Origin of the sequence: Nocardioides sp. (assembly GCF_031397825.1) — a bacterium.
GTDB lineage: Bacteria > Actinomycetota > Actinomycetes > Propionibacteriales > Nocardioidaceae > Nocardioides.
In genome coordinates this window covers 48,468-74,042 of sequence record NZ_JANNML010000056.1, presented here as the reverse complement: position 1 = coordinate 74,042, position 25,575 = coordinate 48,468, and the positions used below count along the sequence as shown (strand labels likewise).

The window sequence follows — 25,575 nt, the reverse complement described above, 5'->3', positions numbered from 1 at the left end:
ACGTGTCCGCCGACGACCCGATCGAGCTCGACCCCGACCACGTGGCCACACTGCTGGACGCGTTCGCCGCGGGCGACGCCGCGCTGCGGGCCTTCGCGCCCGACGAGGTCCCGGTGCTGTGGCCCGAGCACTTCGACGTCGGGATCTCCCGCAACGAGGTCAACTACGGCCTCTCCCCGGGCGACGCGACGCTGTCCGAGCCCTACGCCTACGTAGGACCGTGGGTCCGGCGCAGCGGATCATTCTGGAACCAGCCGTTCGGCGTAGCGCGCCCGCTCGCGGCACTGGGCGATGTGGACGCCGTTGTCGCCTTCTTCCGCGAGGGCGCCGAGCAGGCAGCTGCCGACCCCGCGGACGAGGAGACCGCTCCATGAGGCTGGTCGGGCCCATCGTCGTTCTCGTGCGCGGCCAGCCACGGCTGGCAGCTCGAGTGGTACTTCCCTGAGCTCGACGCATTGTTCGTGGTGATGGCGCTCGTGTTCGGCCTCATCGGCGGACGGGGGGAGAAGTGCCTCACCGGCACGATCCTCCATTCGGTGGAGAGTCTGGTGAACGACAGCTCGCCTGGTCCCGTCCACGTCGGGTCACGCAGCGCTGGCGATGCCGATCCTGGCGCCACTGGCCGACTTCGCGGGCGTCGAACGGGCGATGGTCATCGCGGCATACCCGTCGGCCTCGGGGCTGGTGAACCTGATCTCTCCCACCTCGGCGGTCGTGATGGGTGGCCTGGCGCTGGCCAAGGTGCGCTACGACCAGTACCTGCGGTTCGTCCTCCCGCTGGTAGGCATCTTGTTCGTGCTCTCCACGGCGTTCGTGGCGATCGGAGCAGCCATCTAGCCTCACCGCGAACAGGCAACACGGCACGAGTGCCTCGGGACCAACGACCCTGCTCCCGGGGCCGTGGGGGCAGCAGCATCGAAGGATGCTCCCCGTCGACGACCATCCACTGCCACCGGCGGACGTGCTCCTGTCCGACGGGACCCTCGGTGTCGTGCGGCGGCTCTCGCCCGACGACGGACCGGCACTGCATGCGCTCCACGCCGGCATGTCCGACGAGTCCGTGCGACTCCGGTTCTTCAGCCTGGCTCGGGAGGCGGCCCACCACTACGTCGACCACGTGCTCGCCGACCCCACGTCGCTCTCCCTCGTGGCAGAGGCAGGCGGGCACCTGGTGGCACTGGCGACCGCGGAGCCGTTGGGGCCCGGGGTCAGCGAGGTGGCCTTCCTGGTGGCCGACGGCTTCCGTGGCCACGGCCTCGGCACACTGCTCCTCGAGCACCTCGCGGCGTTGGCGCGGGACCGGGGCATCACCCGCTTCGAGGCGGACGTGCTGCCGGAGAACCACGGCATGCTCTCCGTCTTCGCGGACGCCGGCTTCGAGGTCGTACGCCGCCTCGACAGCGGCGTGGTCCTGGTCGAGATGACCACCGCGGTGTCGCCCGCCCAGCAGGAGTCGGCCGATGCCCGTGAATGCCGGGCCGAGGCGCGGTCCCTGCAGCCTCTCCTCGCCCCGCGCTCGGTCGCCGTCGCGGGCGTGCGTCGCGACGGCACCGGTGTGGGGGCCTCCGTGCTCCGCTCCATCCGCGCCGGGGGCTATCGCGGCCGCCTCGTCGTGATCCACCCGGCGGAAGGAGCCGTGGACGGGGTGCCGGCGTACGCCTCCGCCACCGACGTGCCCGGCGGTGTGGACCTGGTCGTGATCGCCGTGCCGGCCGTGGCAGCAGTGGGGGCGCTGAGAGACGCCGCCGACGCCCGCGTGCCGGCCGCGGTGGTCATCTCGTCCGGCTTCGAGGAGCTGGGGGAGCAGGGTGCCGTGCTCCAGCGGGCGCTGTCGCTTCTCGCCCGCACCCGGGGCATCCGGGTCGTCGGGCCCAACTGCCTCGGCCTGGTCTCCACGAGTCCCGACGTCTCGTTGAACGCGACCTTCCACGACGTCCTGCCACTCCCCGGTGGGCTGGCCGTGGCCAGCCAGTCGGGGGGCGTGGGCATCGTCCTGATGGACCTGGCCCGCGAGGTCGGCCTCGGGGTCGGCGCCTTCGTCTCGCTGGGCAACAAGGCCGACGTCTCGGGCAACGACCTGCTCGCCGCCTGGTACGACGACCCGTCGGTGACGGCGGCGGTGCTCTACCTGGAGTCCTTCGGCAACGCGCGCAAGTTCGCCAGGATGGCGCGCCGCTTCGCCGAGCGGAAGCCCGTGCTGGCGGTGGTCGGGGGACGATCTGCCGGCGGGCGCCGGGGAGGTGCGTCGCACACCGCGGCCGCGGCAACGCCGGCGGTCGGCGTACATGCGCTCTTCGCGCAGTCGGGCGTGATCGGGTGCAGCGATGCCGAGGACCTGGTGCAGACCGCGTTGCTGCTCTCCGAGCAGCCGCTGCCGCGGGGCCGTCGTGTCGGTGTGATCAGCAACGCCGGCGGCATGGGGGTGCTCGTGGCGGACCTGGCGGGCGACCTGGCGCTCGAGGTGCCGGAGCTCTCCGCCGGGCTTCGCGCCGAGCTCGCCGGGCTGCTGCACGGCACCTCCGGGACGACGAACCCCGTGGACGCCGGTGCGGGTGCCGGGCCTGACCAGATGGCCGCCATCCTCGAGGCGGTCCTGTCCTCGGGCGAGGTGGACAGCGTCGTCCTGGTGCTCGTCGGGACGGGCGTCACCGACGGCGACGCGGTGGTGCGGGCGCTGGTCCAGGTGCGCGCTGGGCACCTCGACCTGCCGGTCGTGCTCGTGCCGCACGGCGCCATCAGGCAGGCTTCCCATCCCGGCCTCACGACCTATCGCTCCGTGGCCGCGGCGGTGACCTCGATGGCGCGCGTGGCCGGCTATGCCGCTTGGCTCTCCGTGCCGAGGGCCTGGCCGCCGAGCACCGGCTCCGACGAGGTGCGCAGGGTCCGGGACGAGGCACGGAGACTCACGACGAGCGTTGCCGGTGGCTGGCTCGACCACCAGGGTCTGAGTGCGGTGCTCGGTCCCTACGGGGTCTCCCCGCTGGGCGCGACCGTGAGGGGCGCCGGAGCGGCGGTCGAGGAGGCCACCCGCTGCGGCTTCCCGGTGGTGGTCAAGGTGACCGCTGCCGAGGTCGTGCACAAGACCGAGCGACGCCTGGTCAGGGTCGGGCTCGTGGATGCCGCTGCGGTGGACTCGGCTGTGGTCGAGCTGGCCGAGGAGATGGGTCGCGAGGTCGACCTGCTCGTCCAACCGGTGGTCGCCGGACTGGAGCTGGCGGTCGGCGTCGTCCGCGACCCGGCTCTGGGTCCGCTGGTGATGGTGGCCGCGGGCGGAGTGGCCACCGACGTCTGGGACGACCGGGTCTTCCTGGTCCCGCCGGTCTCCGCGGCCGATGCGGCCCGCGCCGTGCACGGTCTGCGGCTCGCACCGCTGCTAGAAGGGTTTCGCGGGTCTGCGGCGCTGGACACCGGTGCTCTGGAGCAGCTCATCGTCGAGGTGGGGAGACTGGCGGTCGACGTGCCCGAGGTCGCCGAGCTGGACCTGAATCCCGTGATCGTCACCTCGATCGGGTGCTCCGTGGTGGACGCCAAGCTGCGACTGAGCCCCCTCGACGCTCTCCTCGACCTGCCCCGTCAGCTGCGCACGGTGCGCTGAGGAGCTGCGCTGCCGCCACCGGGACCAAGGTCCCGTCGAGGTGAGGAGATCGAGCCCTGCTGGGGGCCTCCCCGCCGGAGGAGGGTGGATGCATCGACGAGGGGACGGACACCCATGAGCACCAGGAAGACGGCCGTGGTGGTCGCCGTGGACGGGACCGGTCGCAGCGCCGGTGCGTTGAGGTATGCCGCCCAGCAGGCGTGGAGCAGCGACTCGCAGCTGAGCATCGTGCACGTCAGCCCCGACTACCTGCCCCTGGCGTCCTACCTGCCCTACCTCCCTCGTGACATGGAGTCCGAGGGGCACGCCATCCTCCGCGACGCCCAGGACCTGGCCCTCGCGCTCCACCCGGAGCTGCGGGTGGTCACGGACCTGCTGACCGGGTCGCGTGCCGACGCCGTCCTGCGGTCGGCGGCCGGGGCGACGCTCCTGGTCGTGGGGCACGAGACACGGGTCGGCGCCGAACGCCTGCTGACGGGCGCGGTCACTGCCAAGATCGCGGCTCGCGCGCAGTGCCCGGTCGTGGTCGTGCCCTCCGCGTGGAAGCCCGGACCAGCCACGGGCCGTGTGGTGCTGGGCATCAAGTCGCCGTCGCACGCGGACGAGCTGATGGCGGAGGCCTTCGACGTCGCCGCTGCCAGGGGTGCTGCGCTGGTCCTGCTGCACGCCTGGGGTCTGCCCGACCCCTACGCCGACGTCATCGAGCAGCGGACGCACGCAGACCAGTGGGTCGCCGAGGGCGAGCAGATGCTGGGTCGGATCCTGGCGGAGTGGCGCGAGGCCTATCCCGACGTCCCCGTCGAGACCCGGGTGCTCCACGACTCGCCCGCGGACGCCCTGGTCGCTGCCGGGGACGAGGCCGACCTCGTGCTGCTCGTCCGTCGCGCCCGCGACCTGCTGCCGGGGCACCTCGGCGGAGTAACGCGGCGCGTGCTCCAGCTCAGTCGATGCCCGGTCGAGATCCTGCCGGCCAGCAGCATCCCGCTCGTGATGCCCGACCTGGTGATCGAGCGGTCAGGACGCCTGATCACGTGATCGAGGTGGGCTGTCGCGGCGTCGCGGTGAAGCCCGAGTCGCACGGGACCTTCGGCCCTGCCGCCGGGGGTGGCCCGAGCGGTGGACTGGCGTCCGGGTCCAGCGTAGGAGGGATGCCATGTCGACATCGGTCCACCGTCGAGGAGTGCGCCGCTGCCTCCGTGCCCGGACCGGCAGCACCGCAGGCGCACCAGGTCACGCACAGGGGAGCGTCGGTCGAGAGGACCACGTCGGTTGCTGCGGCGGCTCGCGCGGACGAGGACTGCGGAGGGCTCGGCAGCTCTCGTCCGGGCGGGTCGTGCGACGAGGCCGCCGGCGGCCGAGCCGCGTGACGATTCCCTGCCATCACCCCTGCCGGCGCTGAGCGGCATCGTCAACGTCAGGATCCACGGCAGGGGCGGCCAGGGCGTCGTCACGGCCGCCGAGATGCTCTCGGTGGCGGGCTTCGACATGGGCCTGCACGCGCAGGCGTTCCCGCCGCTCGTCTCGTCCCTCGTCCCTCGACCCGGGTCGTCACCCTGCCCGCGACCGAGCTGGCCCGCGACCGGCTGCACCGACCGTTGCCCCACACCGATCTCCCGGGGCCTTGGCTGCACTGACCTGGATCGTCTCGCTCGACGCGGTGCGGCGGGCGATCGGTGAGCGGTTCGCGGGTGCCCTGGCCGTCCCGAACACGGAGGTGGCCGCAGTGCCTCTCGCTCAGGCCCGGCGGGCACGCCGCGCCAGGTCAGCGGTGACGGCTGCCGCGTGCGTCCGCAGGCTCTCGGCGATCGCCGGGCGCCGGTCTCCGATCCGGAAGGTCGGTCCGGAGACCCCGAGTGCCGCGACGACGCTGCCGTCGGTGCCTCGGACGGGCACGGCGATGCCGTCCAGGCCCTCCTCGAGCTCGCCGCGCGTGAGGGCGTAGCCGCGCTCGAGGGTCTCCGCGAGGTCCTCCTGCAGCGCGGCGTGGGTCGCCACGGTGAAGGGCGTGCGCCGCTCCAGCCGGCCGGTCGGAGGGCGTACGACGCCCCACGCAAGCATCACCTTGCCGAGCGCCGAGCAGTGGTTGGGCACCTCCAGGTCCACCCAGCTGACAGAGCCGATGACGAACCGGGCATCGACCTGGTCCACGTGGACCACGTGCGAGCCCCTGGCCACCGCCAGGTTGACGGTCTCCCCGGTCTCGGACGCGAGGTCCTCCAGGTGGGTGTGCGCGACCCGGACCAGTGCCTCGACGCGGTCGAAGCGTGCGGCGTAGTCGGCGAACAGGCGACCGCCCCGGTAGGCCCCGTCGCCGTCCCGCTCGAGCAGGCCTCCCACCTCGAGGGCACCGAGCAGCCGCGAGACGGTGGAGCGGGGGAGCCCGGTGGCAGCGACCAGGTCGGAGTAGGTCAGGGGCTGCTCCGCGCGCACCACGAGCGCCACCAGCGCGGTCGTGCGGTCGACGGACTGGGTGCCGGCGATGGTGACCTCCTGGGCCGAGAGGGACAGGCAGTCACATCATAGAACCACAGTTCCACAATATGGAACTCTTCCTGATCGCTCAGACAGACGTCTGCCCAGGTGGGAGCGGGTTTGACCGACGCTTTCTCCACCACGTGAATTGTCGAACTCGAGTCCCTGTCGTGGTGCATCATGTGTTGACAGGTCCGGCCCCTTGGCCACAGGCTCGGACCCTCACCGCCAGCACCCTGGAGTCCTCATGCAGCTCGTGTGTGCCCTCGCCGACGTCCCGGTGGGCGAGGGGGTGCGGATCACGACGGTGACACCCCCGATCGCGGTGTTCCGGACCGAGGACGACGACGTCTACGCCATCGACGACACCTGCACCCACCAGGACGCCTCGCTCGCCGACGGCTGGCTCGAGGACTGCTGGGTCGAGTGCCCGCTGCACGCCTCACGGTTCGACCTCCGCACGGGTCGGGTCGACCAGCCGCCGGCCAAGCGGCCGGTGCGGGTGCACGCCGCGACGGTGCGCGACGACGGGATCTGGGTCGAGCTGTCCGACGAGGTGCCGCACCTCCCACCGGGTGTGACGTTCGAGGCGCGGTGATGGCCGACCCCCGCAGCATCCTCGTGGTGGGCGCCTCGTTGGCCGGTCACGCGACCGCCAGGGCGCTGCGCGGCGCCGGCTTCGACGGGGACGTCGTGATGGTCGGAGATGAGCCGCACCGCCCCTACGACCGGCCGCCGCTGTCCAAGGGATTCCTCGTCGGCACCACCAGCGTCGAGGACCTCTCGCTGGAGGACCACGAGACCGACCTCGGCCTCGACTGGCGGCTCGGCGTCCGCGCCGTCGCGCTGGATCCCGGCACCCGGACCGTGACGCTGGCCGACGGTCAGATGCTCACCGGTGATGCCGTCGTGGTCGCCACGGGCTCCCGGGCGCGGGGCCTGTCGCCCGCCCTGGGCGGTGGGCTGCGCGGCGTCCACACGCTGCGCACGCTCGACGACGCGGTCGCGCTGCGCACGGAGCTGCTGCCCGGCGCGCGTCTCGTGCTGGTGGGTGCCGGCTTCGTGGGTGCGGAGATCGCGGCCACCGCCCGCGCTGTGGGGCTCGGGGTCACCCTCGTGGAGGCGTCCGCGAGCCCGCTGTCGGGACCGCTGGGACCCGAGGTCGGCGCGATGGTCGCGCGCCTGCACGATGCCCACGGCGTCCCGCTCCTGTGCGGCACCCCGGTCAGGAGGCTCACCGGCCGCACGAGGGTCGACGGGGTCGAGCTGGCCGACGGGCGGCACCTGCCGGCCGACGTCGTGGTGCTCGGGATCGGCTCGGTCGCCGCTGTCGACTGGTTGGCCGGCTCGGGGCTCGACCTCGCCCCGGGCCCCACGGGTGGGCTCGGCTGCGACGCCGAGGGCTCCACCGGCGCTCCCGGTGTCTACGGCGTCGGCGACTGCTCCGCCTGGCACGACGCCGTGCGCGGCACCCGGCACCGGGTCGAGCACTGGACCGACTCCCACGAGCGGCCCCGCCGGACGGTGGAGGCGCTGCTCGGCGGCGCAGGCCCGGCGCCGCCGCTGCCGGCGCCGTACTTCTGGAGCGAGCAGTACGGCGTCCGCATCCAGTTCGCCGGTCGTCGCTTCGGTGACGAGACCCTCACGGTCGAGGCGGGCAGCCCGGAGACCTGCGACGTGCTCGTGGTCTACCGCCGCGGCGGCGAGCCCACCGCCGTGCTCGGCATGGACCAGCCCCGGCTCTTCGGTCGCCTGCGGCGCTCGCTCGCGGCCCTTCCCGTTGCCCTATGACGACCACCCAGGAGACCCCGTGACCACCACGTCCGACGCCACCACCTCCCCGGCTGGGGAGTCCAGCCTGATCCCGACGCTGCCCGGGGCGGCCTACGTCGACCCTGCGGTCTTCGCCCGCGAGTGCGAGCGGATCTTCGAGGACATGTGGTTCTGCGCCGCGCACGCGAGCGACCTGCCCAAGCCGGGTGCGTTCCGGACGGTCCAGGTCGGCCGCGAGTCGATCCTGCTCACCCGCTCGCGCCGTGGTGAGCTGCGCGCCTTCTACAACATCTGCCGGCACCGGGGTGCGCGGATCTGTCTCGAGGAGTCCGGTGAGAAGGCGCGCTCCTTCCAGTGTCCTTACCACGCCTGGACCTACGACTTCGACGGCCGGTTGGTGGCCGCGCCCAACCTCACGAAGATGCCCGACATCGATCGCGTCGACTACGGCCTGCGCAGCGTGCACGTGCGCTCCTGGATGGGCTACGTGTGGGTGTCCCTGGCCGACGACCCACCCAGCTTCGAGGGCACCGTCGAGGCGGAGGTGGTGGCCCGCCTCGGGACCGTCGACAAGATCGCGTCCTACGACATCGCCTCGCTGAGCGTCGGTCGGCGGATCACCTACGAGGTCAAGGCCAACTGGAAGCTCATCGTCGAGAACTTCATGGAGTGCTACCACTGCGCGACCATCCACCCCGAGCTCACCGAGGTGCTGCCGGAGTTCGCCGACGGCCTGGCAGCGCAGTACTTCGTCGACCACGGGGCGGAGTTCGGCGAGGACGTCCGGGGCTTCACCATCGACGGCTCCGAGGGCGTGGGGGTGCTCCCCGGCCTCGACGAGGATCGCGACCGCAAGTACTACGCGATCACGATCAAGCCGCAGGTCTTCGTGAACCTCGTTCCCGACCACGTGATCTGGCACCGGATGTACCCCATCTCGGAGCAGCTCACGATCGTCGAGTGCGACTGGCTCTACACCGCCGACGTCGTCGCCTCCGGCCGCGACGTGACGGCCTCCGTCGAGCTCTTCCACCGGGTCAACCAGCAGGACTTCGAGGCCTGCGAGCGGACCCAGCCGGCGATGTCGTCGCGTCTCTACCGCGACGGAGGTGTGCTGGTCCCCAGCGAGCACCACATCGGCGACTTCCACGCCTGGGTCACCGCCCGGACCGCCCCGGACGCCGGCTGATCAGTCGAAGACGACCACACGCGACCGGTCGAGGAACAGGCGCGACTCGGTGTGCCAGCGGACGGCCTGGGCGAGGACCCGGGCCTCGACGTCTCGACCGGCCTGGACCATCTCGTCGGGGGTGGTGCGGTGGTCGATGCGGACGACGTCCTGCTCGATGATCGGTCCCTCGTCCAGGGCCGGGGTGACGTAGTGGGCGGTGGCGCCGATCAGCTTGACGCCCCGGTCGTGGGCCTGGTGGTAGGGCCTGGCGCCCTTGAAGCTCGGCAGGAACGAGTGGTGGATGTTGATGATCCTGCCGTCGAGCTTGGCGCAGGTCTCGTCGGAGAGCACCTGCATGTAGCGCGCCAGCACCACGAGGTCGACCTGCTCGGTGTCGACCAGGGACAGCAGCCGGGCCTCGGCCTCGGCCTTCGTCGACGCCGTCACCGGGACGTGGTGGAACGGCACGTCGTAGGTCGCCGTGAGCCGCTCGTAGTCGCGGTGGTTGGACACGACGCCTGCGATGTCGATGTTGAGCACCCCGGTGCTGTGGCGGAACAGCAGGTCGTTGAGGCAGTGACCGAACTTGGAGACCAGGATCAACGTCCGGTAGGGCGCCGTGGCCGCGACGAGCTGCCACGACATCGCGTGGGCCTGTGCGACGCCGACGAACGAGTTCCTCAGCGCCTCGAGCGCGACGTCCGGCGCCTCGAACTCGAGGCGCATGAAGAACCGCTGCGTGGCAGGGTCGTCGAACTGCTGCGAGTCGGTGATGTTGCCTCGGTGCGCGACGAGCCAGGTGGACACCGCATGGACCAGGCCGAGGTGGTTGTCGCAGGCGAGCGTCAGCACGTAGACGTGTCCGGATCGCGGTGTCATCGGAAAAGCCTGCGACACGTGTTGCTTCATGCGCAAGTAGTTGCATAATGAGCAACAACGACGGATCGAAGGAGGATCGGATGGGCACGGTGCAGTCGGTCAACCGGGCCCTGCAGATCCTGGAGATCCTGGCACGTGACGGCGAGCGCGGGGTCACCGAGATCGCCGGGCAGCTCGACGTCCACAAGTCCACCGTGTCCCGGCTGATCGACTCGCTCGCGGAGCGAGACCTGGTCGAGCAGCACGAGTCGCGTGGCAAGTACCGCCTCGGGGTCGGCGTCCTGCGCCTGGCCGGTGCGACCACGGCGCGGCTCGACGTGGTGCAGGAGGCGCGCTCGTTGTCCAGGTCGTTGGCGGCAGTCACGGGGGAGACCGTCAACCTGGCCGTCCTCTCCGAGGGGGCCGCGCTCTACGTCGACCAGGTGGAGGCGGCCTCGGCCGTCCAGTCGCACAACTGGGTCGGTCAGCGGATCCCGCTGCACGCCACGTCCAACGGCAAGGTGCTCCTCGCCGGGATGAGCGACGACGAGGTTCGTGCCGTGCTGACCGAAGAGCTCCCGGCCTACACGACCCGGACCATGACCGATGTTGTCGACGTGGTCGCTCAGCTCGCTGGCGTACGCCACGACGGCTACGTCGTCGTGGTCGACGAGCTCGAGCACGGGTTGAGTGCCGTGGCGGCTCCGGTGCGCAACATCCACGGTGACGTGATCGCCTCGATGTCGGTCTCCGGGCCGACCTTCCGGTTCACCGCCGAGCTGGTCGACCGGGCTCGGACCGAGCTGGTGCGCTGCGCGGTCGAGGTCTCGCGGCGGCTCGGCTGGAGGGACCTGACCTGACGCAGGGGCTCGGAATCGTTCCCCCGTTGTCATTCCCGAGATCCGAAGAGTTGCGTAGAATGCCGCCTGTTGCGTCATCCGCAACATCAACGCACGGGGACAGGGGCAGCAGGACATGGCTGAGCTCTACGTCGACGGGGCCTGGCGCGACGCGCTGGGCGGGGGCACGCGGGAGATCCGCTGTCCCGCCGACAACACCGCGGTGCGCACCGTCAGTGACGGCGCCGCCCCCGACGTCGACCTGGCCGTGGCTGCCGCCCGTCGCGCCTTCGACTCCGGTCCGTGGCCGCGGACCTCGTCGACCGACCGGGCAGCGCTGCTGCACCGCCTCGCCGACCTGCTCGAGCGCGACACCGCCGAGATCGCCCGGCGGGAGTCGCTCGACACCGGCAAGCGCCTGGTCGAGAGCGAGTACGACGTCGCCGACGTGACCTCGGTCTTCCGTCACTTCGCTGGGCTCGCCGGCGCCGAGGGGGGTCGTGTCGTCGACACCGGCCGCGCCGACGTGGTCAGCAGGGTCGTCCACGAGCCGGTCGGTGTGTGCGCCCTGATCACCCCGTGGAACTACCCCCTCCTGCAGACCGCCTGGAAGGTCGCGCCCTGCCTGGCGACCGGCAACACGTTCGTGCTCAAGCCGAGCGAGCTGACCCCGTCGACCGCGCTGTGGCTGATGGACGCGCTCACCGAGGCGGGGCTGCCCGCGGGGGTCGCCAACCTGGTGCTCGGCGACGGTCCCGGCGTCGGCGCGCCGATGACCGAGCACGCGGACGTCGACCTGGTCTCGTTCACCGGCGGGCTCGCGTCGGGCAAGCGGGTGATGGTGGCCGCGGCCGGCACGGTCAAGAAGATCGCCCTCGAGCTCGGCGGCAAGAACCCCAACATCGTGTTCGCCGACGCCAACCTCGAGGTGGCGCTCGACATGGCGCTCACCGCGGTCTTCCTGCACTCGGGCCAGGTGTGCTCCGCCGGTGCGCGGCTGCTGGTCGAGGAGTCGATCCACGACGACTTCGTGGACCGGCTGGTCGAGAGGGCGGCGCTGATCCGGCTCGGCGGCCCCTTCGACCCCGACGCGGAGACCGGCGCCCTCATCAGCGCCGCGCACCGCGAGAAGGTCGAGGCCTACGTGGCCGCCGGGATCGCCGAGGGTGCGACGCTGCGCCTGGGCGGCGAGCGGCCCCGGGGCGCGGCGTACGACGAGGGGTACTTCTACCTGCCGACGATCCTGGACGGCTGCACCTCGTCGATGACCGTCGTGCAGGAGGAGTCCTTCGGCCCGGTGCTGACGGTCGAGACCTTCGCCGGGGACACCGAGGACGCGGTCGAGGACGACGCGGTGCGGCTGGCCAACGACAGCATCTACGGACTGGCCGGCGCCGTCTGGACGCGCGACGCGGGTCGCGCCGAACGGGTCGCTGCCCGGCTGAGGATGGGCACCGTGTGGATCAACGACTTCCACCCCTACGTCGCGCAGGCGGAGTGGGGCGGCTACAAGCAGTCCGGCATCGGCCGCGAGCTCGGGGCGGCCGGGCTCGAGGAGTACCGCGAGACCAAGCACGTCTGGCACAACGTGCGACCCTCCGTGCAGAGCTGGTTCGACGGGCGGGAGCACCGATGACCGACGTGCGCTCCTTCGACGTCGTCATCGTCGGCGGCGGCTCGGCCGGCTCGGTCCTGGCCAACCGGCTCAGTGCCGATCCCGGCACCAGTGTCCTGGTCCTGGAGGCGGGCCGCTCCGACTCGCGCCTCGACCCGTTCATCCACATGCCGGCCGCGCTGCCCTACCCGATCGGCAACCGGCTCTACGACTGGAAGTACGAGTCCGAGCCGGAGCCGCACATGAACGGGCGCCGGGTCTACCACGCCCGCGGCAAGGTGCTCGGCGGGTCCAGCAGCATCAACGGGATGATCTTCCAGCGCGGCAACCCGCTCGACTTCGAGCGCTGGGCCGCCGACGCGGGCATGAAGGAGTGGGACTACGCGCACTGCCTGCCCTACTTCAAGCGGATGGAGAACTGCCTGGCCGGTGCCGACGACTGGCGCGGCGGCTCCGGCCCGCTGGTCCTCGAGCGCGGTCCGGCGACGAACCCGTTGTTCGGCGCGTTCTTCGAGGCGGCCCAGCAGGCGGGTTACCCGCTCACCGACGACGTCAACGGCTACCGCCAGGAGGGCTTCGCGCCGTTCGACCGCAACCTGCACCGCGGCCGCCGGCTCTCGGCCAGCCGCGCCTACCTGCACCCCGTCCGCTCCCGGCCCAACCTCACGGTGGAGACCCTCGCCCAGGTCACCGGGCTCACCCTGGACGGCGCCCGCGTCACCGGCGTCGACTACGTCCGCGGGATCGGCCGGCGCGGCGCCCGCCGCCGCGTCCGTGCCGGCGAGGTCATCCTGTGTGGTGGTGCGATCAACTCGCCCCAGCTGCTCCTGCTCTCCGGCATCGGTCCGAAGGCCGACCTCGAGCGGCTCGGCATCCCCGTGGTCGCGGACCTTCCCGGCGTCGGCGCCAACCTCCAGGACCATCTCGAGGTCTACATCCAGTACGCCTCGAAGCAACCCGTCTCGATCGGGCCCTGGCTCAAGCACCGGCACAAGCCTCGTATCGGCGCCGAGTGGCTCTTCCTGCGGCGCGGTGTCGGAGCGTCCAACCACTTCGAGGGCGGCGGCTTCATCCGCAGCAACGACCAGGTCGACTACCCCAACCAGATGTTCCACTTCCTGCCGATCGCGATCCGGTACGACGGGTCCCGGCCGGCCGCTGCGCACGGCTACCAGGTCCACGTCGGGCCGATGTACTCCGACGTGCGGGGCACCCTGACCCTGAAGAGCCGGGACCCGTTCGAGCACCCGGCGCTGCAGTTCAACTACCTGTCGACCGACAACGACCGCCGCGAGTGGATCGAGATGATCCGGGCGGCGCGACGGATCATGAACCAGCCGGCGTTCGCAGCCTTCAACGACGGCGAGATCTCGCCCGGGCCACGGGTCGAGACCGACCAGGAGATCCTGGACTGGGTCGCCGAGGACGCCGAGACGGCGCTGCACCCCTCCTGCACCGCCCGCATGGGCGTCGACGATCTGAGCGTGCTCGACCCAGCCTCGATGCGGGTGCGCGGCGTGGACGGGCTCCGGGTGGTGGACGCCTCCTCGATGCCCTACGTCACCAACGGCAACATCTACGCACCGACCATGATGCTGGCGGAGAAGGCCGCCGACCTGATCGGGGGCAACACCCCGTTGCCCCCGTCGTCGGCGCCCTACTACCGCTACCGTGACGGATCGCCGCTCTTCCCCCCAGGGGACCCCCGCAACTCGGCCGCGCCGGTGGCCACCGAGGAGACACCATGAGCGAGTCAGCCCCCGCGCTGCAGGTCGACGGACTCTGGAAGATCTTCGGCCAGCGTGCCGACAAGGTGATCGGCACTCCCGATGCCGACCTCTCCCGGGCCGACCTCAAGGCCAGGACCGGTTGCGTCGCCGCGGTCAAGGACGTGTCCTTCGACGTGGCTCCCGGCGAGGTTTTCGTCGTGATGGGCCTCTCCGGCTCGGGCAAGTCGACGCTGGTGCGCTGCCTGACGCGGCTGATCGAGCCCACGGCGGGTCAGGTCACGATCGACGGCGAGGACGTCACGAAGGCCTCGGGCGCCGAGCTGCGCGAGCTGCGTCGTCACAAGGTCTCCATGGTCTTCCAGCACTTCGGCCTGCTGCCGCACCGCCAGGTGATCGACAACGTTGCCTACGGTCTCGAGGTCCGCGGCGTCAAGAAGGCCCAGCGCCGCCAGCGAGCGGGGGACCTCGTCGACCTGGTCGGACTCACCGGCTACGACGAGTCCTACCCCGACCAGCTCTCCGGTGGCATGCAGCAGCGGGTCGGCCTTGCCCGGGCGCTGGCCAACGACCCCGCGATCCTGCTGTTCGACGAGCCGTTCTCCGCGCTCGACCCGCTGATCCGCCGCGACATGCAGAACGAGGTCGTCCGGCTCCAGGCGGAGCTGAGGAAGACCATGCTCTTCGTCACCCACGACCTCCAGGAAGCCCTCAAGCTCGGCGACCGGATCCTGATCATGCGCGACGGGGAGATAGTCCAGATCGGCAAGCCCGCCGAGGTGGTGGCGCGGCCGGTCGACGACTACGTCCGTGACTTCGTCAGCGACGTGCCCCGCTCGCACGTGCTCACGCTCGAGTACGTCATGCGCGACCCGACGCCGGAGGACTCCCGCGAGGGGCCGGTGATGTCGCTGGACACCATCGTGCGTCAGGCGGCCCAGGCAGCGCTGGCCTCCGCGCACCCCGTCCAGGTGGTCAGCGAGGGGAAGCTCGTCGGCATCGTCGACGACGACGCCATCCTGCGGGTCGTCGTGGCCGAGGAGTCGGCTCCCGTCTCCGTCCCAGTCTCGACCACCGGGCAGGCAGTGTGACGTCAGCACCCACGACCGAGCCGGGCCTCGTGACCTCGCCACCGGACGCACCGGGGGAGGCGACGAGACCCGTAGCGCCGCGACCGCGCCGCGTCGTACCCCTGTGGGGCTGGCTGCTGGTCGTCGTCGTGATCTGGTGGGTGGCATCGAGGATCGGTGACGGCAGGGCGGTGCTCTACCTGCCGGGGCAGGAGACCACCGACTTCCACGACCGCTTCACCGACCTCAAGGCCGACCTGATCGCGGGGCGCGACACCAACGTGCTGATGCAGGTGGTCGGTGCGGTGTCCGACGCCTTCAACGGGGTGGTCGAGCAGCTGCAGGGGCTCGTCTCCACCCCGGACCTGCCGCGCCCGGTCCCTCAGATCGGCTGGCTGGGCGTGCTCGGGATCGCCGGCTGGGTGAGCCTGGCCATCGCCGGGTGGCGCCACGCCCTCGGGACCATGGCGTCGCTGGCCGCCGTCGGGCTCCTCGGCTACTGGGTCGACGGCATGGACACGCTGATCATCACGTTCTTCTCGGTCGCGGTGTCCTTGGCGCTCGGCCTGCCCCTCGCGGTGTGGATGGGCACCAGCCGTCGCGTCAACGCGGTCGTCACCCCGGTGCTCGACGTCCTGCAGACCTTCCCGGCGTTCGTCTACCTCGCTCCCATGGCGCTCTTCTTCAGCCTCGGGCCGGCCATCGCCGTCGCCGTCACCGTGCTCTACGCGCTGCCCCCGGCCGTGCGGATCTCCGCCCACGCGCTGCGCAGCGTGTCCGAGACCACGATCGAGGCGACCACGTCGCTCGGGCAGACCGGGTGGCAGCGGCTGATCAAGGTCCAGCTCCCCATGGCGCGACCCTCGATCATCGTGGGTGTCAACCAGACCATGATGGCGGCGCTGTCGATCTCCGTCATCGCGGGCTTCGTCAACGGTCCCGGGCTCGGCAAGCCGGTGCTCCGCGCGCTGACCGCGGGCTCCAACCAGGTGGGCGTCGCGTTCGTCGCGGGTGCGTCGATCGTGCTCATCGCGATCATGCTCGACCGGGTGACCACCGCCGCCAGCGAGCGCACCGAGCTGGTCGCCCGAGGAGGTGGCGGCAACCGGCGCACCCAGCGGATCGTGCTCGCCGTGGCCGGTGCTGCAGCGCTGGTCTCGGTCTACGTCTCGCGCACCTACTTCTCGTTCGCCGAGTTCCCGGACACGGAGGTCGGCCCCGAGGTCGCCGATGCGGTCCAGTCGGCCACCGACTGGACGACCTCGAACTTCTCCGGACTGACCACGGGGATCCAGGAGAGCGTGACGACGGTCTTCATCAACCCGCTCCAGGACCTCGTCGCCGGCTCGCCGTGGTTCGTGACCGGGTTGGCGCTCCTCGTCCTCTCCCAGCTCCTCGCCGGGTGGCGGGGAGCCCTGATCAGCGCTGTCTGCCTCAGCGGGATCTACGCCACCGACCTCTGGTACGACGCCATGGTCACGCTCACCAGCGTGCTCGTCGCCACGCTCTTCGTGATGGTCGTCGCCGTCGTGCTCGGCGTCTGGATGGCCCGACGGCGGCTCGTCGACCGCCTGCTCCGGCCGCTGCTCGACGCGGGCCAGGTGATGCCGTCCTTCGTCTACCTCATCCCGGTGCTGGCGCTCTTCGGCCCCGGCCGGTTCACTGCCATCGTGGCGGCGTTCATCTACGCCGTGCCGGTCGCGACGAAGCTGGTGGCCGACGGGGTCAGGCAGGTCTCGGAGACGACCGTCGAGGCTGCCACTGCTGCCGGCTCCACGCCGTGGCAGCTGATCACCAAGGTCCAGCTCCCGATGGCCCGCGGCCACCTGGTCCTCGCCGCCAACCAGGGGCTGCTCTTCGTGCTGGCCATGGTCGTGATCGGCGGCCTCGTCGGAGGCGGGGCGCTGGGCTACGACTCGGTCCTCGGCTTCTCGCGCGGAGAGTTCTTCGGCAAGGGCGTCTCTGCCGGCATCGCGATCGTCCTGCTCGGGATCATGGTCGACCGTGTCGCCCGAGGCGCTGCCGAGCGCGACCGCAGCGCGCCCGGCCTCCTGGTCCGGCTCCGCACCCGCACGCCAGCCCACCACCTGTCCTGACCGCACCGTTCCACCCGAGAGAAGGAAGAACACCTGTGAAGCTGAGGAAAGCCAGTGCCATCACCGGGTCGCTCGCCACGCTCGCGCTCGTCCTGAGCGCCTGTGGCGGTGGCGACATCGCGGCGGAGGAGAAGGAGAACGAGAGCCAGGCTGCTGCGGCAGGCGACTGCGGCGAGCTCAACATGGCCGTGAACCCGTGGGTCGGCTTCGCGGCTGACGCCTACGTGGTCGGTCACCTGGCCGAGACCGAGCTCGGGTGCACGGTCAACTACAAGGACCTCAAGGAGGAGGTCTCCTGGCAGGGCTTCGGCACGGGTGAGGTGGACGTCGTGATCGAGGACTGGGGCCACCCCGACCTCGAGAAGCTCTACTTCGAGGACCAGGGTGGTGACGGCAGCGCCATGGAGATGGGGCCGACCGGCAACGTCGGGATCATCGGCTGGTACGTCGCGCCGTGGATGGCTGAGGAGTACCCCGACATCACCGACTGGGAGAACCTCAACGACTACGCCGACATGTTCGAGACCCCGGAGTCGGGCGGCAAGGGGCAGTTCCTCGGCGCCGACCCGTCCTACGTCCAGTTCGACGAGGCGATCGTGGCCAACCTGGGCCTCGACTTCCAGGTGGTGTTCTCGGGCAGCGAGGCCGCGTCGATCGCGGCCTTCGAGAAGGCGGAGGCCAACAAGACCCCGCTCATCGGCTACTTCTACGAGCCGCAGTGGTTCATGTCCGAGGTGCCGCTGGTGAAGGTGAACCTGCCGGAGTTCACCGACGGCTGCCAGGACGTCGCCCAGGACGTCGCCTGCGACTACCCCGAGACCCAGCTCAAGAAGGTCGTCGCCACCGAGTTCGCCGAGTCGGACAGCCCCGCTGTCGACCTGATCGCGAACTTCCAGTGGACCAACGACGACCAGAACCTCGTCGCCAAGTACATCTCCGTGGACGGGATGTCTGCCGAGGAGGCAGCCGCCACGTGGGTCGAGGAGAACCCCGACAAGGTCGAGGCCTGGCTGTCCTGACCGACCGCCTCGCGGGCGTCGCACGACGGAGGAGACGCGTGACCCACCGTCGTACGACGTCGGCGAGGCATCGGCGTACACTGTTGCGTAGTACGAACTGAGTTGCGCAAGACGCAACACCGAGGAGGCGGACGTGGCGGGACCGCGGGTGGTCGTGATCGGGGCGGGCGTCGTGGGCGCCGCGCTCGCCGACGAGCTGACGCAGCGGGGCTGGACCGACGTGACCGTGGTCGACGCCGGTCCGATCCCGCACACCGGGGGCTCCACGACGCACGCGCCGGGGCTGGTCTTCCAGGCCAGCCCGTCGCGGATGATGACCGAGCTGGCGACCTACACGGTCGAGAAGCTGGCCTCGCTGGCCTCCGACGAGGGTCCCTGCTTCCTCCAGGTCGGCGGCCTCGAGATCGCCACCAGCCCCGAGCGCCTGACCGACCTGCACCGCCGGGCCGGCTGGCTGGCCGCCAGCGGCGTCGAGGCCCGGGTGCTCACCGCGGTCGAGTGCGTCGAGCTGCACGACCTGCTCGACCCGACCGTGGTCCTGGGGGGACTCTTCACTCCCACGGACGGCCTCGCCAAGGCGGTCCGTGCGGTCGATGTGCAGACCCGTCGCGCCGAGCTGCGCGGGGCGACGCTGCGTCCGAGCACGGAGGTCATCGACGTCCTGGTCGAGGACGGACGGGTCACCGGCGTCTTGACGACCGACGGCGAGATCCCTGCTGACGTCGTCGTGTGCTGCGCCGGTATCTGGGGGCAGAAGGTCGCGGGGATGGTCGGCCTGGCCCTGCCGCTGACCCCCCTCGAGCACCAGCTCGTCCGGACCACCGCGGTGCCGGCCCAGGCCGGCCAGGTCGACGAGGCGCGGCGTCCGATCCTGCGACACCAGGGTGAGGACCTCTACTTCCGCGACGACTTCGACCACCAGGTCGTCGGCTCCTACGCGCACCGCCCGATCCCCGTGGCGGTCGAGGACTTCGACGACTGGGCCCGGCCCGGCGACGCGCAGGGCATGCCCAGCGTGCGGCCCTTCACACCCGACGACTTCGAGGGTCCGTGGAAGGACTCGCAGTCCCTGCTGCCCGCGCTGGCGGACACGCAGGTGGAGTGGGGCATCAACGGGATGTTCTCCTTCACCACCGACGGTGGTCCGTTGATCGGCGAGAGCCCCGATGTGCTGGGCTTCTGGGTCGCCGAGGCCGTGTGGGTGACCCACTCCGCCGGCGTAGGACGCGCGGTCGCCGAGCTGCTGGTCGACGGGGTGTCGACCACGGACGTGCACGAGGCCGCGCTGGACCGCTTCGAGCGGCACCAGGTGGGCCCGGCCTACGTGCTAGAGCGCGACCAGCAGAACTTCGTCGAGGTCTACGACCTGCTGCACCCGCTCCAGCCGATGGAGTCCCCACGTCCGCTGCGGCTGCCGCCGTTCCACCAGCGGCAGGCCGAGCTGGGCGGCTACTTCCTCGAGGCCAACGGCTGGGAGCGCCCGCAGTGGTACGACGCCAACAAGGGCCTGCTCGAGACCTACGACGTCGCCGTCCCCGGCGACTGGGCCGCCCGTCACTGGTCACCGATCGCGGGTGCGGAGGCCAAGGCGACCCGGGAGCGGGTCGCGATGTACGACATGACGGCCCTCAAGCGGATCGAGGTCGTGGGCCGCGGTGCCACGGCGTTCCTCCAGACCCTGGTCACGGGCAACGTCGCGATGTCGGTCGGCAGCGTGACCTACTGCCTGATGCTCGACCCCCGCGGCCGGATCCGCAGCGACGTCACCGTGGCCCGGCTCAGCGCCGCCCCGGGCCAGCAGCGCTACCAGATCGGCGCCAACGGCAACCTGGACCTCGCCTACCTCCAGGCGCTCGCACCCGCCGACGTGTTCGTCCACGACATCACGGCCGGCACCTGCTGCATCGGCCTGTGGGGACCGGCGGCCCGGGACCTGGTGCAGAGCGTGTCCAGCGACGACTTCAGCAACTCCGGGGTGACGTACTTCCGAGCCGTCGAGGCCCACGTCGGCATGGTCCCGGTGACCGCGATGCGGCTCTCCTACGTCGGTGAGCTGGGCTGGGAGATCTACACGACCGCCGACCTGGGCATGAACCTCTGGGACACCCTGTGGCGGGCCGGCCAGGACCACGACGTCCTCGCGGGCGGCCGCGCCGCCTTCAACAGCCTGCGGCTGGAGAAGGGCTACCGCTCGTTCGGTGCCGACATGACGTGGGACCACGACCCCTACGAGGCCGGTCTCGGTTTCGCGGTCAAGATGGCCAAGGACGACTTCGTCGGCAAGGCCGCACTGGTCGACCTCGATCCCGGCGCTGCCGCCAGGAAGCTGGTCTGCCTGACCTCGACCGACCCGCTGGCCGTGGTGATGGGCAAGGAGCCGGTCCTCGCCGACGGCGCGCCGGTCGGCTACGTCACCAGCGCCGCCTGGGGCCACACCGTCGAGCGCGCCATCGCCTACGCCTGGGTCCCTGCGGATCACGCCGCGCCGGGCACCGAGGTCGAGATCGGCTACTTCGACCAGCGGCTGCCCTACGTCGTCACCGAGGAACCGCTCTTCGACCCCGCCATGACGCGGCTCCGGGGCTGAGGACCGATGACGGTCTCCGAGCGGCTCCCCGACCACCCCGCGTTCCTCTGGCGCGAGGACGAGCCGAAGGCGTCGTACGACGTCGTGGTGGTCGGCGGCGGAGGGCACGGCCTCGCCACTGCCTACTACCTGGCCAAGAACCACGGCATCACCAACGTCGCCGTCCTCGAGAAGGGCTGGCTGGCCGGCGGCAACATGGCCCGCAACACCACGATCATCCGGTCCAACTACCTGTGGGACGAGAGTGCCGGGATCTACGAGCACTCGCTGCGGCTGTGGGAGACCCTCGAGGAGGAGCTCGACACCCAGGTGATGTTCAGCCAGCGCGGGGTGCTCAACCTCGCGCACAACCTCTCCGACGCCCGGGAGGGGAAGCGCCGGGTCAACGCCAACCAGCTCAACGGTCTCGACGCCCAGTGGCTCGATGCCCAGGAGATCGGCAAGCTGGTGCCGATCCTCGACGTGACCGACCGGCCGCGGCACCCGGTGCTCGGCGGCACCTTCCAGCCCCGCGCCGGCATCGCCAAGCACGACTACGTCGCCTGGGGCTTCGCACGTGCCGCCCAGGCGCTCGGCGTCGACATCATCCAGCACTGCGAGGTCACCGGCTTCCAGACCTCCGGTGACCGGGTCACGGGCGTCTCCACGACCCGCGGTGACATCGCGCTCGGCCGGCTCGCCCTGTCGGCCGCCGGGCACTCCGGCGTGCTCGCCGGGCAGCTCGGCGTCCGCCTGCCCCTGCAGAGCCACCCGCTGCAGGCGCTCGTCTCCGAGCTCCTCGAGCAGGTCCTCGACACGGTCGTGATGTCCAACGCGGTGCACGTCTACGTCAGCCAGGCCCACAAGGGCGAGCTGGTGATGGGCGCCGGGGTCGACGCGCACGTCGGCTACGGGCAGCGGGGCTCCTTCCACGTGATCGAGGAGCAGATGGCGGCCGCGGTCGAGCTGTTCCCGATCTTCGCGCGTGCCCACGTGCTGCGCACCTGGGCGGGCATCGTCGACGTCACCCCCGACGCCTCGCCGATCATCGGGCACCTGCCCTTCGACAACGCCTACGTGAACTGCGGGTGGGGCACGGGTGGCTTCAAGGCCACCCCCGGCGTCGGATCGGTCTTCGCCGACACGGTCGCCGAGGAGCGCCCGCACCCCCTGGCCGCCCCCTTCGCCCTCGACCGGTTCACCACCGGCCGCCTGATCGACGAGCACGGCGCCGCTGCCGTGGCCCACTGAGGAGCCCGCCGATGCTGAGGATCCCGTGCCCCCACTGTGGCGAGCGCGACGCCACCGAGTTCCACTACGGCGGCGAGGCCGGGGTGGACTACCCGAGCGACCCGGCCGCGCTCACCGACGGTGAGTGGGCGGCCTACCTCTTCGTGCGGGGCAACCCGCGGGGCTGGTTCCGCGAGCGCTGGTTCCACGCGGCCGGGTGCCGGCTGTGGTTCCAGGTCGAGCGGCACACCGTGACCGACGAGGTCCGGACCGTCCGGGAGGGCGCAGCATGAGCCGTCGTCTGACCACCGGGGGATCGCGGATCGATCGCAGCCGGCCGGTCATGATCACCGTCGACGGCCGCGAGGTCGCTGCCTACACCGGCGACACCGTCGCCTCGGCGCTGCTCGCCGCCGACCACCCGTTGCTCTCCCACGGCATCTACTCCGGCCGCCCGCGGGGCGTGATGGGGGTGGGCGTCGAGGACGCGTGCGCCTACGTGCAGGTGCTGTCCGGCGGGGGAGAGCCGATGGTGGCAGCCACCACCCTCGAGGTCCACGACGGTCTCGCGATCGAGCGGATCGCGGGCCGGGGCCGGCTCCCCTCCGATGACGACACCGCACGCCACGACACCCTCTACAGCCATGCCGAGGTCGCCGTCGTCGGTGGAGGACTGGCCGGGCTGCGCGCGGCGGTGGCGGCCGCCGAGCACGCCGAGGGCTCGCGCGTGCTGGTCCTCGACGACGGTCCCGTCCTCGGTGGCGCGGCTGCCGACCTGCCCGCCGACTCTGCGGCCGGGCGGGAGCTGCGTGACCTGCTCGCCAGGCTGTCCGGGCTCGACGAGGTCTCGGTGCTCAGCCGGACCACCGTCACGGGCTCCCACGGCCACGGCCGACTGGTCGCGCTCGAGCAGCGTCCGGACGGCGTCGCCAAGCGCCGCCTCCACCACGTCCAGGTCGACCAGGTCGTGCTGGCGACCGGGACACACGAGCGGCCCCTCGTCTTCTCCGACAACGACCGTCCGGGTGTGATGCTGGCCTGCGCGGCCGCCGACTACGTCACGAGGTACGCCGTGCTGCCGGGCGAGCGGGCCGTCGTGTGGACCGCTCACGACGCCGGTCTGCACGCGGCCGTCGAGCTGGCCGACGCCGGCACCGAGGTCGTGGCCGTGCTCGACGTGCGCGAGACCATGGCCGGCCCGCTGGCCGCCGCACTGGTCGGTCGGGGCATCGCGCTGCACCTCCGGGCGGAGGTCACCGGGACCGACGGGTCCGACGACGAGACAGGTCGACTGACCCGGGTGCACACCACCGTCGGGACGTTCGACGTCGACCTGTTGGCGATCAGCGGGGGAGCCAACCCCGCCGTCGAGCTCTTCAGCCACCCCGGAGGTCGGACCCGCTGGTCCGAGGAGGTCGCCGGGTTCGTGCCCGACGTCCCCGCTGCCGGCCAGGTCGGCCGCGAGGTCGTCGTGGGGGCCGCTGCCGGTGACCTGGACGTGGTGCCCGACTGGCGCGAGACCCTCCAGCCGCCCGCCACGGTCTTCCGCGCAGACGCCGGTGACCCCGAGCTGGTCTTCCTCGACCCGCACCGCGACGCCACCCTGGCCGACCTACGGCGGGCGCACGCCGCGGGGCTGAGCAGCGTCGAGCACGTCAAGCGCTTCACCACGATCGGCACCGGCGCCGACCAGGGCCGGGGCTTCGGGGTCCTGGCCGTCGGCATCCTTGCCCAGGAGCTGGGCCGCCCGATCGGGGAGGTCGGCACCACGACGTACCGCCCGCCCTACGTCCCGCTCTCCTTCGGCCTCCTCGCCGGGCGCAACCGCGGCGAGCTGTCCGACCCGGTCCGGGTCAGCCAGGTGCACGACCGGGTGTCACACGCCCCGATGGAGGACGTCGGGCAGTGGAAGCGGCCGTGGTACTTCCCCGGGACCACGGCCGACGGCCTCGAGGAGCTCGATGCCTCGGTGGCGCGTGAGGTCCGCGCGGTGCGCACGGGCGTCGGGATGATGGATGCCTCCACGCTCGGCAAGATCCTGCTCCAGGGGTCGGACGTCGGAGTGCTGCTGGACCGCGTCTACACCAACCTCTTCTCGACCCTCAAGGTCGGCAAGGTCAGGTACGGCGTGATGTGCGGTCCCGACGGCATGGTCGTCGACGACGGCACCACCGCCCGGATCTCCGAGACCGAGTGGTTGATGACGACCACGACCGGCAACGCCGCGGCGGTCCTCGACAGCCTCGAGGAGTGGCACCAGACCGAGTGGCCCGGGCTCGACATCACCCTGACGTCGGTCACCGACCAGTGGGCCGTGGTGGCCGTCGCCGGGCCTCGCTCGCGCGACGTCGTGGCGGCGCTCGCACCCCAGCAGGACTGGTCAGCCGCGGCGTTCGGCTTCATGGACTGGCGCGAGGCCCCGGTCGCCGGCATCCCCGCGCGCGTCATGAGGATCTCGTTCTCCGGCGAGCTGGCCTTCGAGCTGCACGTGCCCTCCTGGTACGCCGCGGCGCTGTGGGACGCCGTGGCCGAGGCCGGCGCGCCGCACGGCATCACGCCCTACGGCACCGAGACCATGCACGTCCTGCGGGCCGAGAAGGGGTTCCCGATCGTCGGTCAGGACACCGACGGCACGGTGACGCCGCACGACCTCGGCATGTCCTGGGCGGTGTCGCGCACGAAGGCGGACTTCATGGGGATGCGGTCGTTGGCGCGCGACGACGCCCGGAGGCCGGACCGTCGCCACCTGGTCGGCCTGGTGCCGCTCGACGGCACCTCGCGGATCGTCGAGGGTGCCCAGCTGGTCGCCCACGGCGCCGACCTCACGACGTTCCCGGTCGCGATGGCCGGGCACGTCACCAGTGCCTACCCGGCTGGCCATGACGGTCGGCCGTTCGCGCTGGCGCTGCTCGACGGGGGACGGGACCGGGTCGGGGAGGTCCTCGACGCGGTCGACGACCTGGTCCCGCTGGCCGTCCGCGTCACCGGCCCGGTTTCCTACGACGAGGACGGAGCCCGCCGCGATGGTTGAGGCCCTGCACCTGCGCCGCTCCCCGTTGGCCGGGCTCGGCTTCGGGGTCGACGGCCCGCGGCTGAGGATGGCCGAGGAGCCGTTCCGCTCGCTCGTGGAGGTCCGCTCGGTGGCTCGCCCCGCGACCGCCGCGGTGGTCGCGCCACACGTCTGGCAGCTGGGGGCGACCTGGTGGCTGGTCGACGGACCCCCGCCGACCGAGCCGTGCCTCGAGGTCCCGCTGGCCGGGCTGGTGCGCGCCTCCGGCGGCGGGGGCTCCCACGTGGCGGACGTGTCGGCTCAGCGCACCACGGTGGTCGTCGCCGGGGAGAACGCCCTGCGGGTGCTCGCCCACGGTTGTCCGCTCGACCTGTCGAGGCTCCCGGTGGGCGGCTGCGTGCAGGGCCTGCTGGTCGGCGCCCAGGTCGCGATCGGACGCACCGGCGACGACGAGCTCCGCGTCTACGTGCGGTCGGCCTTCGCCCGTCACCTCGCCACGTGGCTCATGGACGCGGCCATCGAGGACCTGTGAGG

At 71.5% G+C, this 25,575-nt stretch carries 20 protein-coding genes; 18 read left to right on the top strand and 2 right to left on the bottom strand.

Going from position 1 to position 25,575, the window contains the following annotated elements:
- The 4 genes from RMN98_RS04520 to RMN98_RS04505 form a co-directional block, all read left to right on the top strand.
- On the top strand, positions 1–374 hold a 374-nt coding region (locus RMN98_RS04520), incomplete at its 5' end, for a hypothetical protein (RefSeq protein ID WP_309647605.1).
- Positions 375–564: 190 nt separating this feature from the next.
- Entirely contained in the window at positions 565–837 is a 273-nt protein-coding gene (locus RMN98_RS04515) for a hypothetical protein (RefSeq protein WP_309647607.1), read from the top strand.
- A gap of 85 nt (positions 838–922) precedes the next feature.
- Positions 923–3,595, top strand: a complete 2,673-nt coding sequence (locus RMN98_RS04510; protein ID WP_309647604.1) for a GNAT family N-acetyltransferase — start codon at positions 923–925, stop codon at positions 3,593–3,595.
- Positions 3,596–3,709: 114 nt separating this feature from the next.
- Entirely contained in the window at positions 3,710–4,630 is a 921-nt protein-coding gene (locus RMN98_RS04505; protein WP_309647603.1) for a universal stress protein, read from the top strand.
- 699 nt (positions 4,631–5,329) lie between these two features.
- Here RMN98_RS04505 and RMN98_RS04500 read toward each other — a convergent pair.
- Positions 5,330–6,076, bottom strand: a complete 747-nt coding sequence (locus RMN98_RS04500; RefSeq protein ID WP_309647606.1) for an IclR family transcriptional regulator — start codon at positions 6,074–6,076, stop codon at positions 5,330–5,332.
- A 238-nt stretch (positions 6,077–6,314) separates the two neighbouring features.
- On the opposite strand from RMN98_RS04500, the gene RMN98_RS04495 reads away from it, so the two are divergent.
- From RMN98_RS04495 to RMN98_RS04485, 3 genes are read left to right on the top strand one after another with little or no spacing between them, the layout of a single operon-like run.
- The gene (locus RMN98_RS04495) at positions 6,315–6,665 is read left to right on the top strand and encodes a bifunctional 3-phenylpropionate/cinnamic acid dioxygenase ferredoxin subunit (RefSeq protein ID WP_309647602.1); all 351 of its coding nucleotides are present in this window, start codon (positions 6,315–6,317) and stop codon (positions 6,663–6,665) included.
- Positions 6,665–7,858 carry an FAD-dependent oxidoreductase gene (locus RMN98_RS04490; protein WP_309647601.1) on the top strand — a complete coding sequence of 398 codons (1,194 nt, stop codon included), beginning with the start codon at positions 6,665–6,667 and terminating at the stop codon, positions 7,856–7,858. The genes RMN98_RS04495 and RMN98_RS04490 overlap by 1 nt, the downstream gene beginning before the upstream one ends.
- Before the next feature lie 19 nt (positions 7,859–7,877).
- Complete coding sequence (locus tag RMN98_RS04485; protein WP_309647600.1) at positions 7,878–9,029, top strand: aromatic ring-hydroxylating dioxygenase subunit alpha; 1,152 nt, start codon at positions 7,878–7,880, stop codon at positions 9,027–9,029.
- Here RMN98_RS04485 and purU read toward each other — a convergent pair whose 3' ends face one another.
- Positions 9,030–9,890 (bottom strand): formyltetrahydrofolate deformylase, encoded by an 861-nt coding sequence (gene purU / locus RMN98_RS04480; protein WP_309647599.1) that lies wholly within the window; start codon positions 9,888–9,890, stop codon positions 9,030–9,032.
- Between the two features lie 47 nt (positions 9,891–9,937).
- On the opposite strand from purU, the gene RMN98_RS04475 reads away from it, so the two are divergent.
- The 11 genes from RMN98_RS04475 to RMN98_RS04425 all read left to right on the top strand — a co-directional run bounded on the left by RMN98_RS04475 (position 9,938) and on the right by RMN98_RS04425 (position 25,573).
- Positions 9,938–10,729, top strand: a complete 792-nt coding sequence (locus RMN98_RS04475) for an IclR family transcriptional regulator (RefSeq protein WP_309647598.1) — start codon at positions 9,938–9,940, stop codon at positions 10,727–10,729.
- A gap of 115 nt (positions 10,730–10,844) precedes the next feature.
- Complete coding sequence (locus RMN98_RS04470) at positions 10,845–12,344, top strand: aldehyde dehydrogenase family protein (protein ID WP_309647597.1); 1,500 nt, start codon at positions 10,845–10,847, stop codon at positions 12,342–12,344.
- Positions 12,341–14,071 (top strand): choline dehydrogenase, encoded by a 1,731-nt coding sequence (betA, locus tag RMN98_RS04465; protein ID WP_309647596.1) that lies wholly within the window; start codon positions 12,341–12,343, stop codon positions 14,069–14,071. The genes RMN98_RS04470 and betA overlap by 4 nt, the downstream gene beginning before the upstream one ends.
- Positions 14,068–15,141, top strand: a complete 1,074-nt coding sequence (locus tag RMN98_RS04460) for a betaine/proline/choline family ABC transporter ATP-binding protein (protein ID WP_309647595.1) — start codon at positions 14,068–14,070, stop codon at positions 15,139–15,141. Before betA ends, RMN98_RS04460 begins: the two co-directional genes overlap by 4 nt.
- Before the next feature lie 29 nt (positions 15,142–15,170).
- Entirely contained in the window at positions 15,171–17,216 is a 2,046-nt protein-coding gene (locus tag RMN98_RS04455; protein WP_309647594.1) for an ABC transporter permease subunit, read from the top strand.
- 35 nt (positions 17,217–17,251) lie between these two features.
- Positions 17,252–18,235, top strand: a complete 984-nt coding sequence (locus tag RMN98_RS04450; protein ID WP_309647593.1) for an ABC transporter substrate-binding protein — start codon at positions 17,252–17,254, stop codon at positions 18,233–18,235.
- A 133-nt stretch (positions 18,236–18,368) separates the two neighbouring features.
- Positions 18,369–20,822 carry an FAD-dependent oxidoreductase gene (locus RMN98_RS04445; protein WP_309647592.1) on the top strand — a complete coding sequence of 818 codons (2,454 nt, stop codon included), beginning with the start codon at positions 18,369–18,371 and terminating at the stop codon, positions 20,820–20,822.
- Positions 20,823–20,828: 6 nt separating this feature from the next.
- On the top strand, positions 20,829–22,052 hold the full coding sequence (locus RMN98_RS04440) for a sarcosine oxidase subunit beta family protein (RefSeq protein ID WP_309647591.1): 1,224 nt from the start codon (positions 20,829–20,831) through the stop codon (positions 22,050–22,052).
- A gap of 11 nt (positions 22,053–22,063) precedes the next feature.
- A complete protein-coding gene (locus tag RMN98_RS04435) occupies positions 22,064–22,324 on the top strand; it encodes a sarcosine oxidase subunit delta (protein ID WP_309647590.1) in 261 nt (86 codons plus the stop codon).
- The gene (locus RMN98_RS04430) at positions 22,321–25,062 is read left to right on the top strand and encodes a 2Fe-2S iron-sulfur cluster-binding protein (protein ID WP_309647589.1); all 2,742 of its coding nucleotides are present in this window, start codon (positions 22,321–22,323) and stop codon (positions 25,060–25,062) included. The genes RMN98_RS04435 and RMN98_RS04430 overlap by 4 nt, the downstream gene beginning before the upstream one ends.
- Positions 25,055–25,573, top strand: coding sequence for a sarcosine oxidase subunit gamma family protein (locus RMN98_RS04425; RefSeq protein ID WP_309647588.1), 519 nt, complete (start codon positions 25,055–25,057; stop codon positions 25,571–25,573). Before RMN98_RS04430 ends, RMN98_RS04425 begins: the two co-directional genes overlap by 8 nt.
- Positions 25,574–25,575 lie beyond the last annotated feature (2 nt).

Bases quoted from the DNA above. Each gene is read 5' to 3' on its own strand.
- RMN98_RS04510 (WP_309647604.1), top strand. From the start codon at position 923: ATGCTCCCCGTCGACGACCATCCACTGCCACCGGCGGACGTGCTCCTG.
- RMN98_RS04505 (WP_309647603.1), top strand. From the start codon at position 3,710: ATGAGCACCAGGAAGACGGCCGTGGTGGTCGCCGTGGACGGGACCGGT.
- RMN98_RS04495 (WP_309647602.1), top strand. From the start codon at position 6,315: ATGCAGCTCGTGTGTGCCCTCGCCGACGTCCCGGTGGGCGAGGGGGTG.
- RMN98_RS04490 (WP_309647601.1), top strand. From the start codon at position 6,665: ATGGCCGACCCCCGCAGCATCCTCGTGGTGGGCGCCTCGTTGGCCGGT.
- purU (WP_309647599.1), bottom strand. From the start codon at position 9,890: ATGACACCGCGATCCGGACACGTCTACGTGCTGACGCTCGCCTGCGAC.
- RMN98_RS04475 (WP_309647598.1), top strand. From the start codon at position 9,938: ATGAGCAACAACGACGGATCGAAGGAGGATCGGATGGGCACGGTGCAG.
- RMN98_RS04470 (WP_309647597.1), top strand. From the start codon at position 10,845: ATGGCTGAGCTCTACGTCGACGGGGCCTGGCGCGACGCGCTGGGCGGG.
- betA (WP_309647596.1), top strand. From the start codon at position 12,341: ATGACCGACGTGCGCTCCTTCGACGTCGTCATCGTCGGCGGCGGCTCG.
- RMN98_RS04460 (WP_309647595.1), top strand. From the start codon at position 14,068: ATGAGCGAGTCAGCCCCCGCGCTGCAGGTCGACGGACTCTGGAAGATC.
- RMN98_RS04440 (WP_309647591.1), top strand. From the start codon at position 20,829: ATGACGGTCTCCGAGCGGCTCCCCGACCACCCCGCGTTCCTCTGGCGC.
- RMN98_RS04435 (WP_309647590.1), top strand. From the start codon at position 22,064: ATGCTGAGGATCCCGTGCCCCCACTGTGGCGAGCGCGACGCCACCGAG.
- RMN98_RS04430 (WP_309647589.1), top strand. From the start codon at position 22,321: ATGAGCCGTCGTCTGACCACCGGGGGATCGCGGATCGATCGCAGCCGG.
- RMN98_RS04425 (WP_309647588.1), top strand. From the start codon at position 25,055: ATGGTTGAGGCCCTGCACCTGCGCCGCTCCCCGTTGGCCGGGCTCGGC.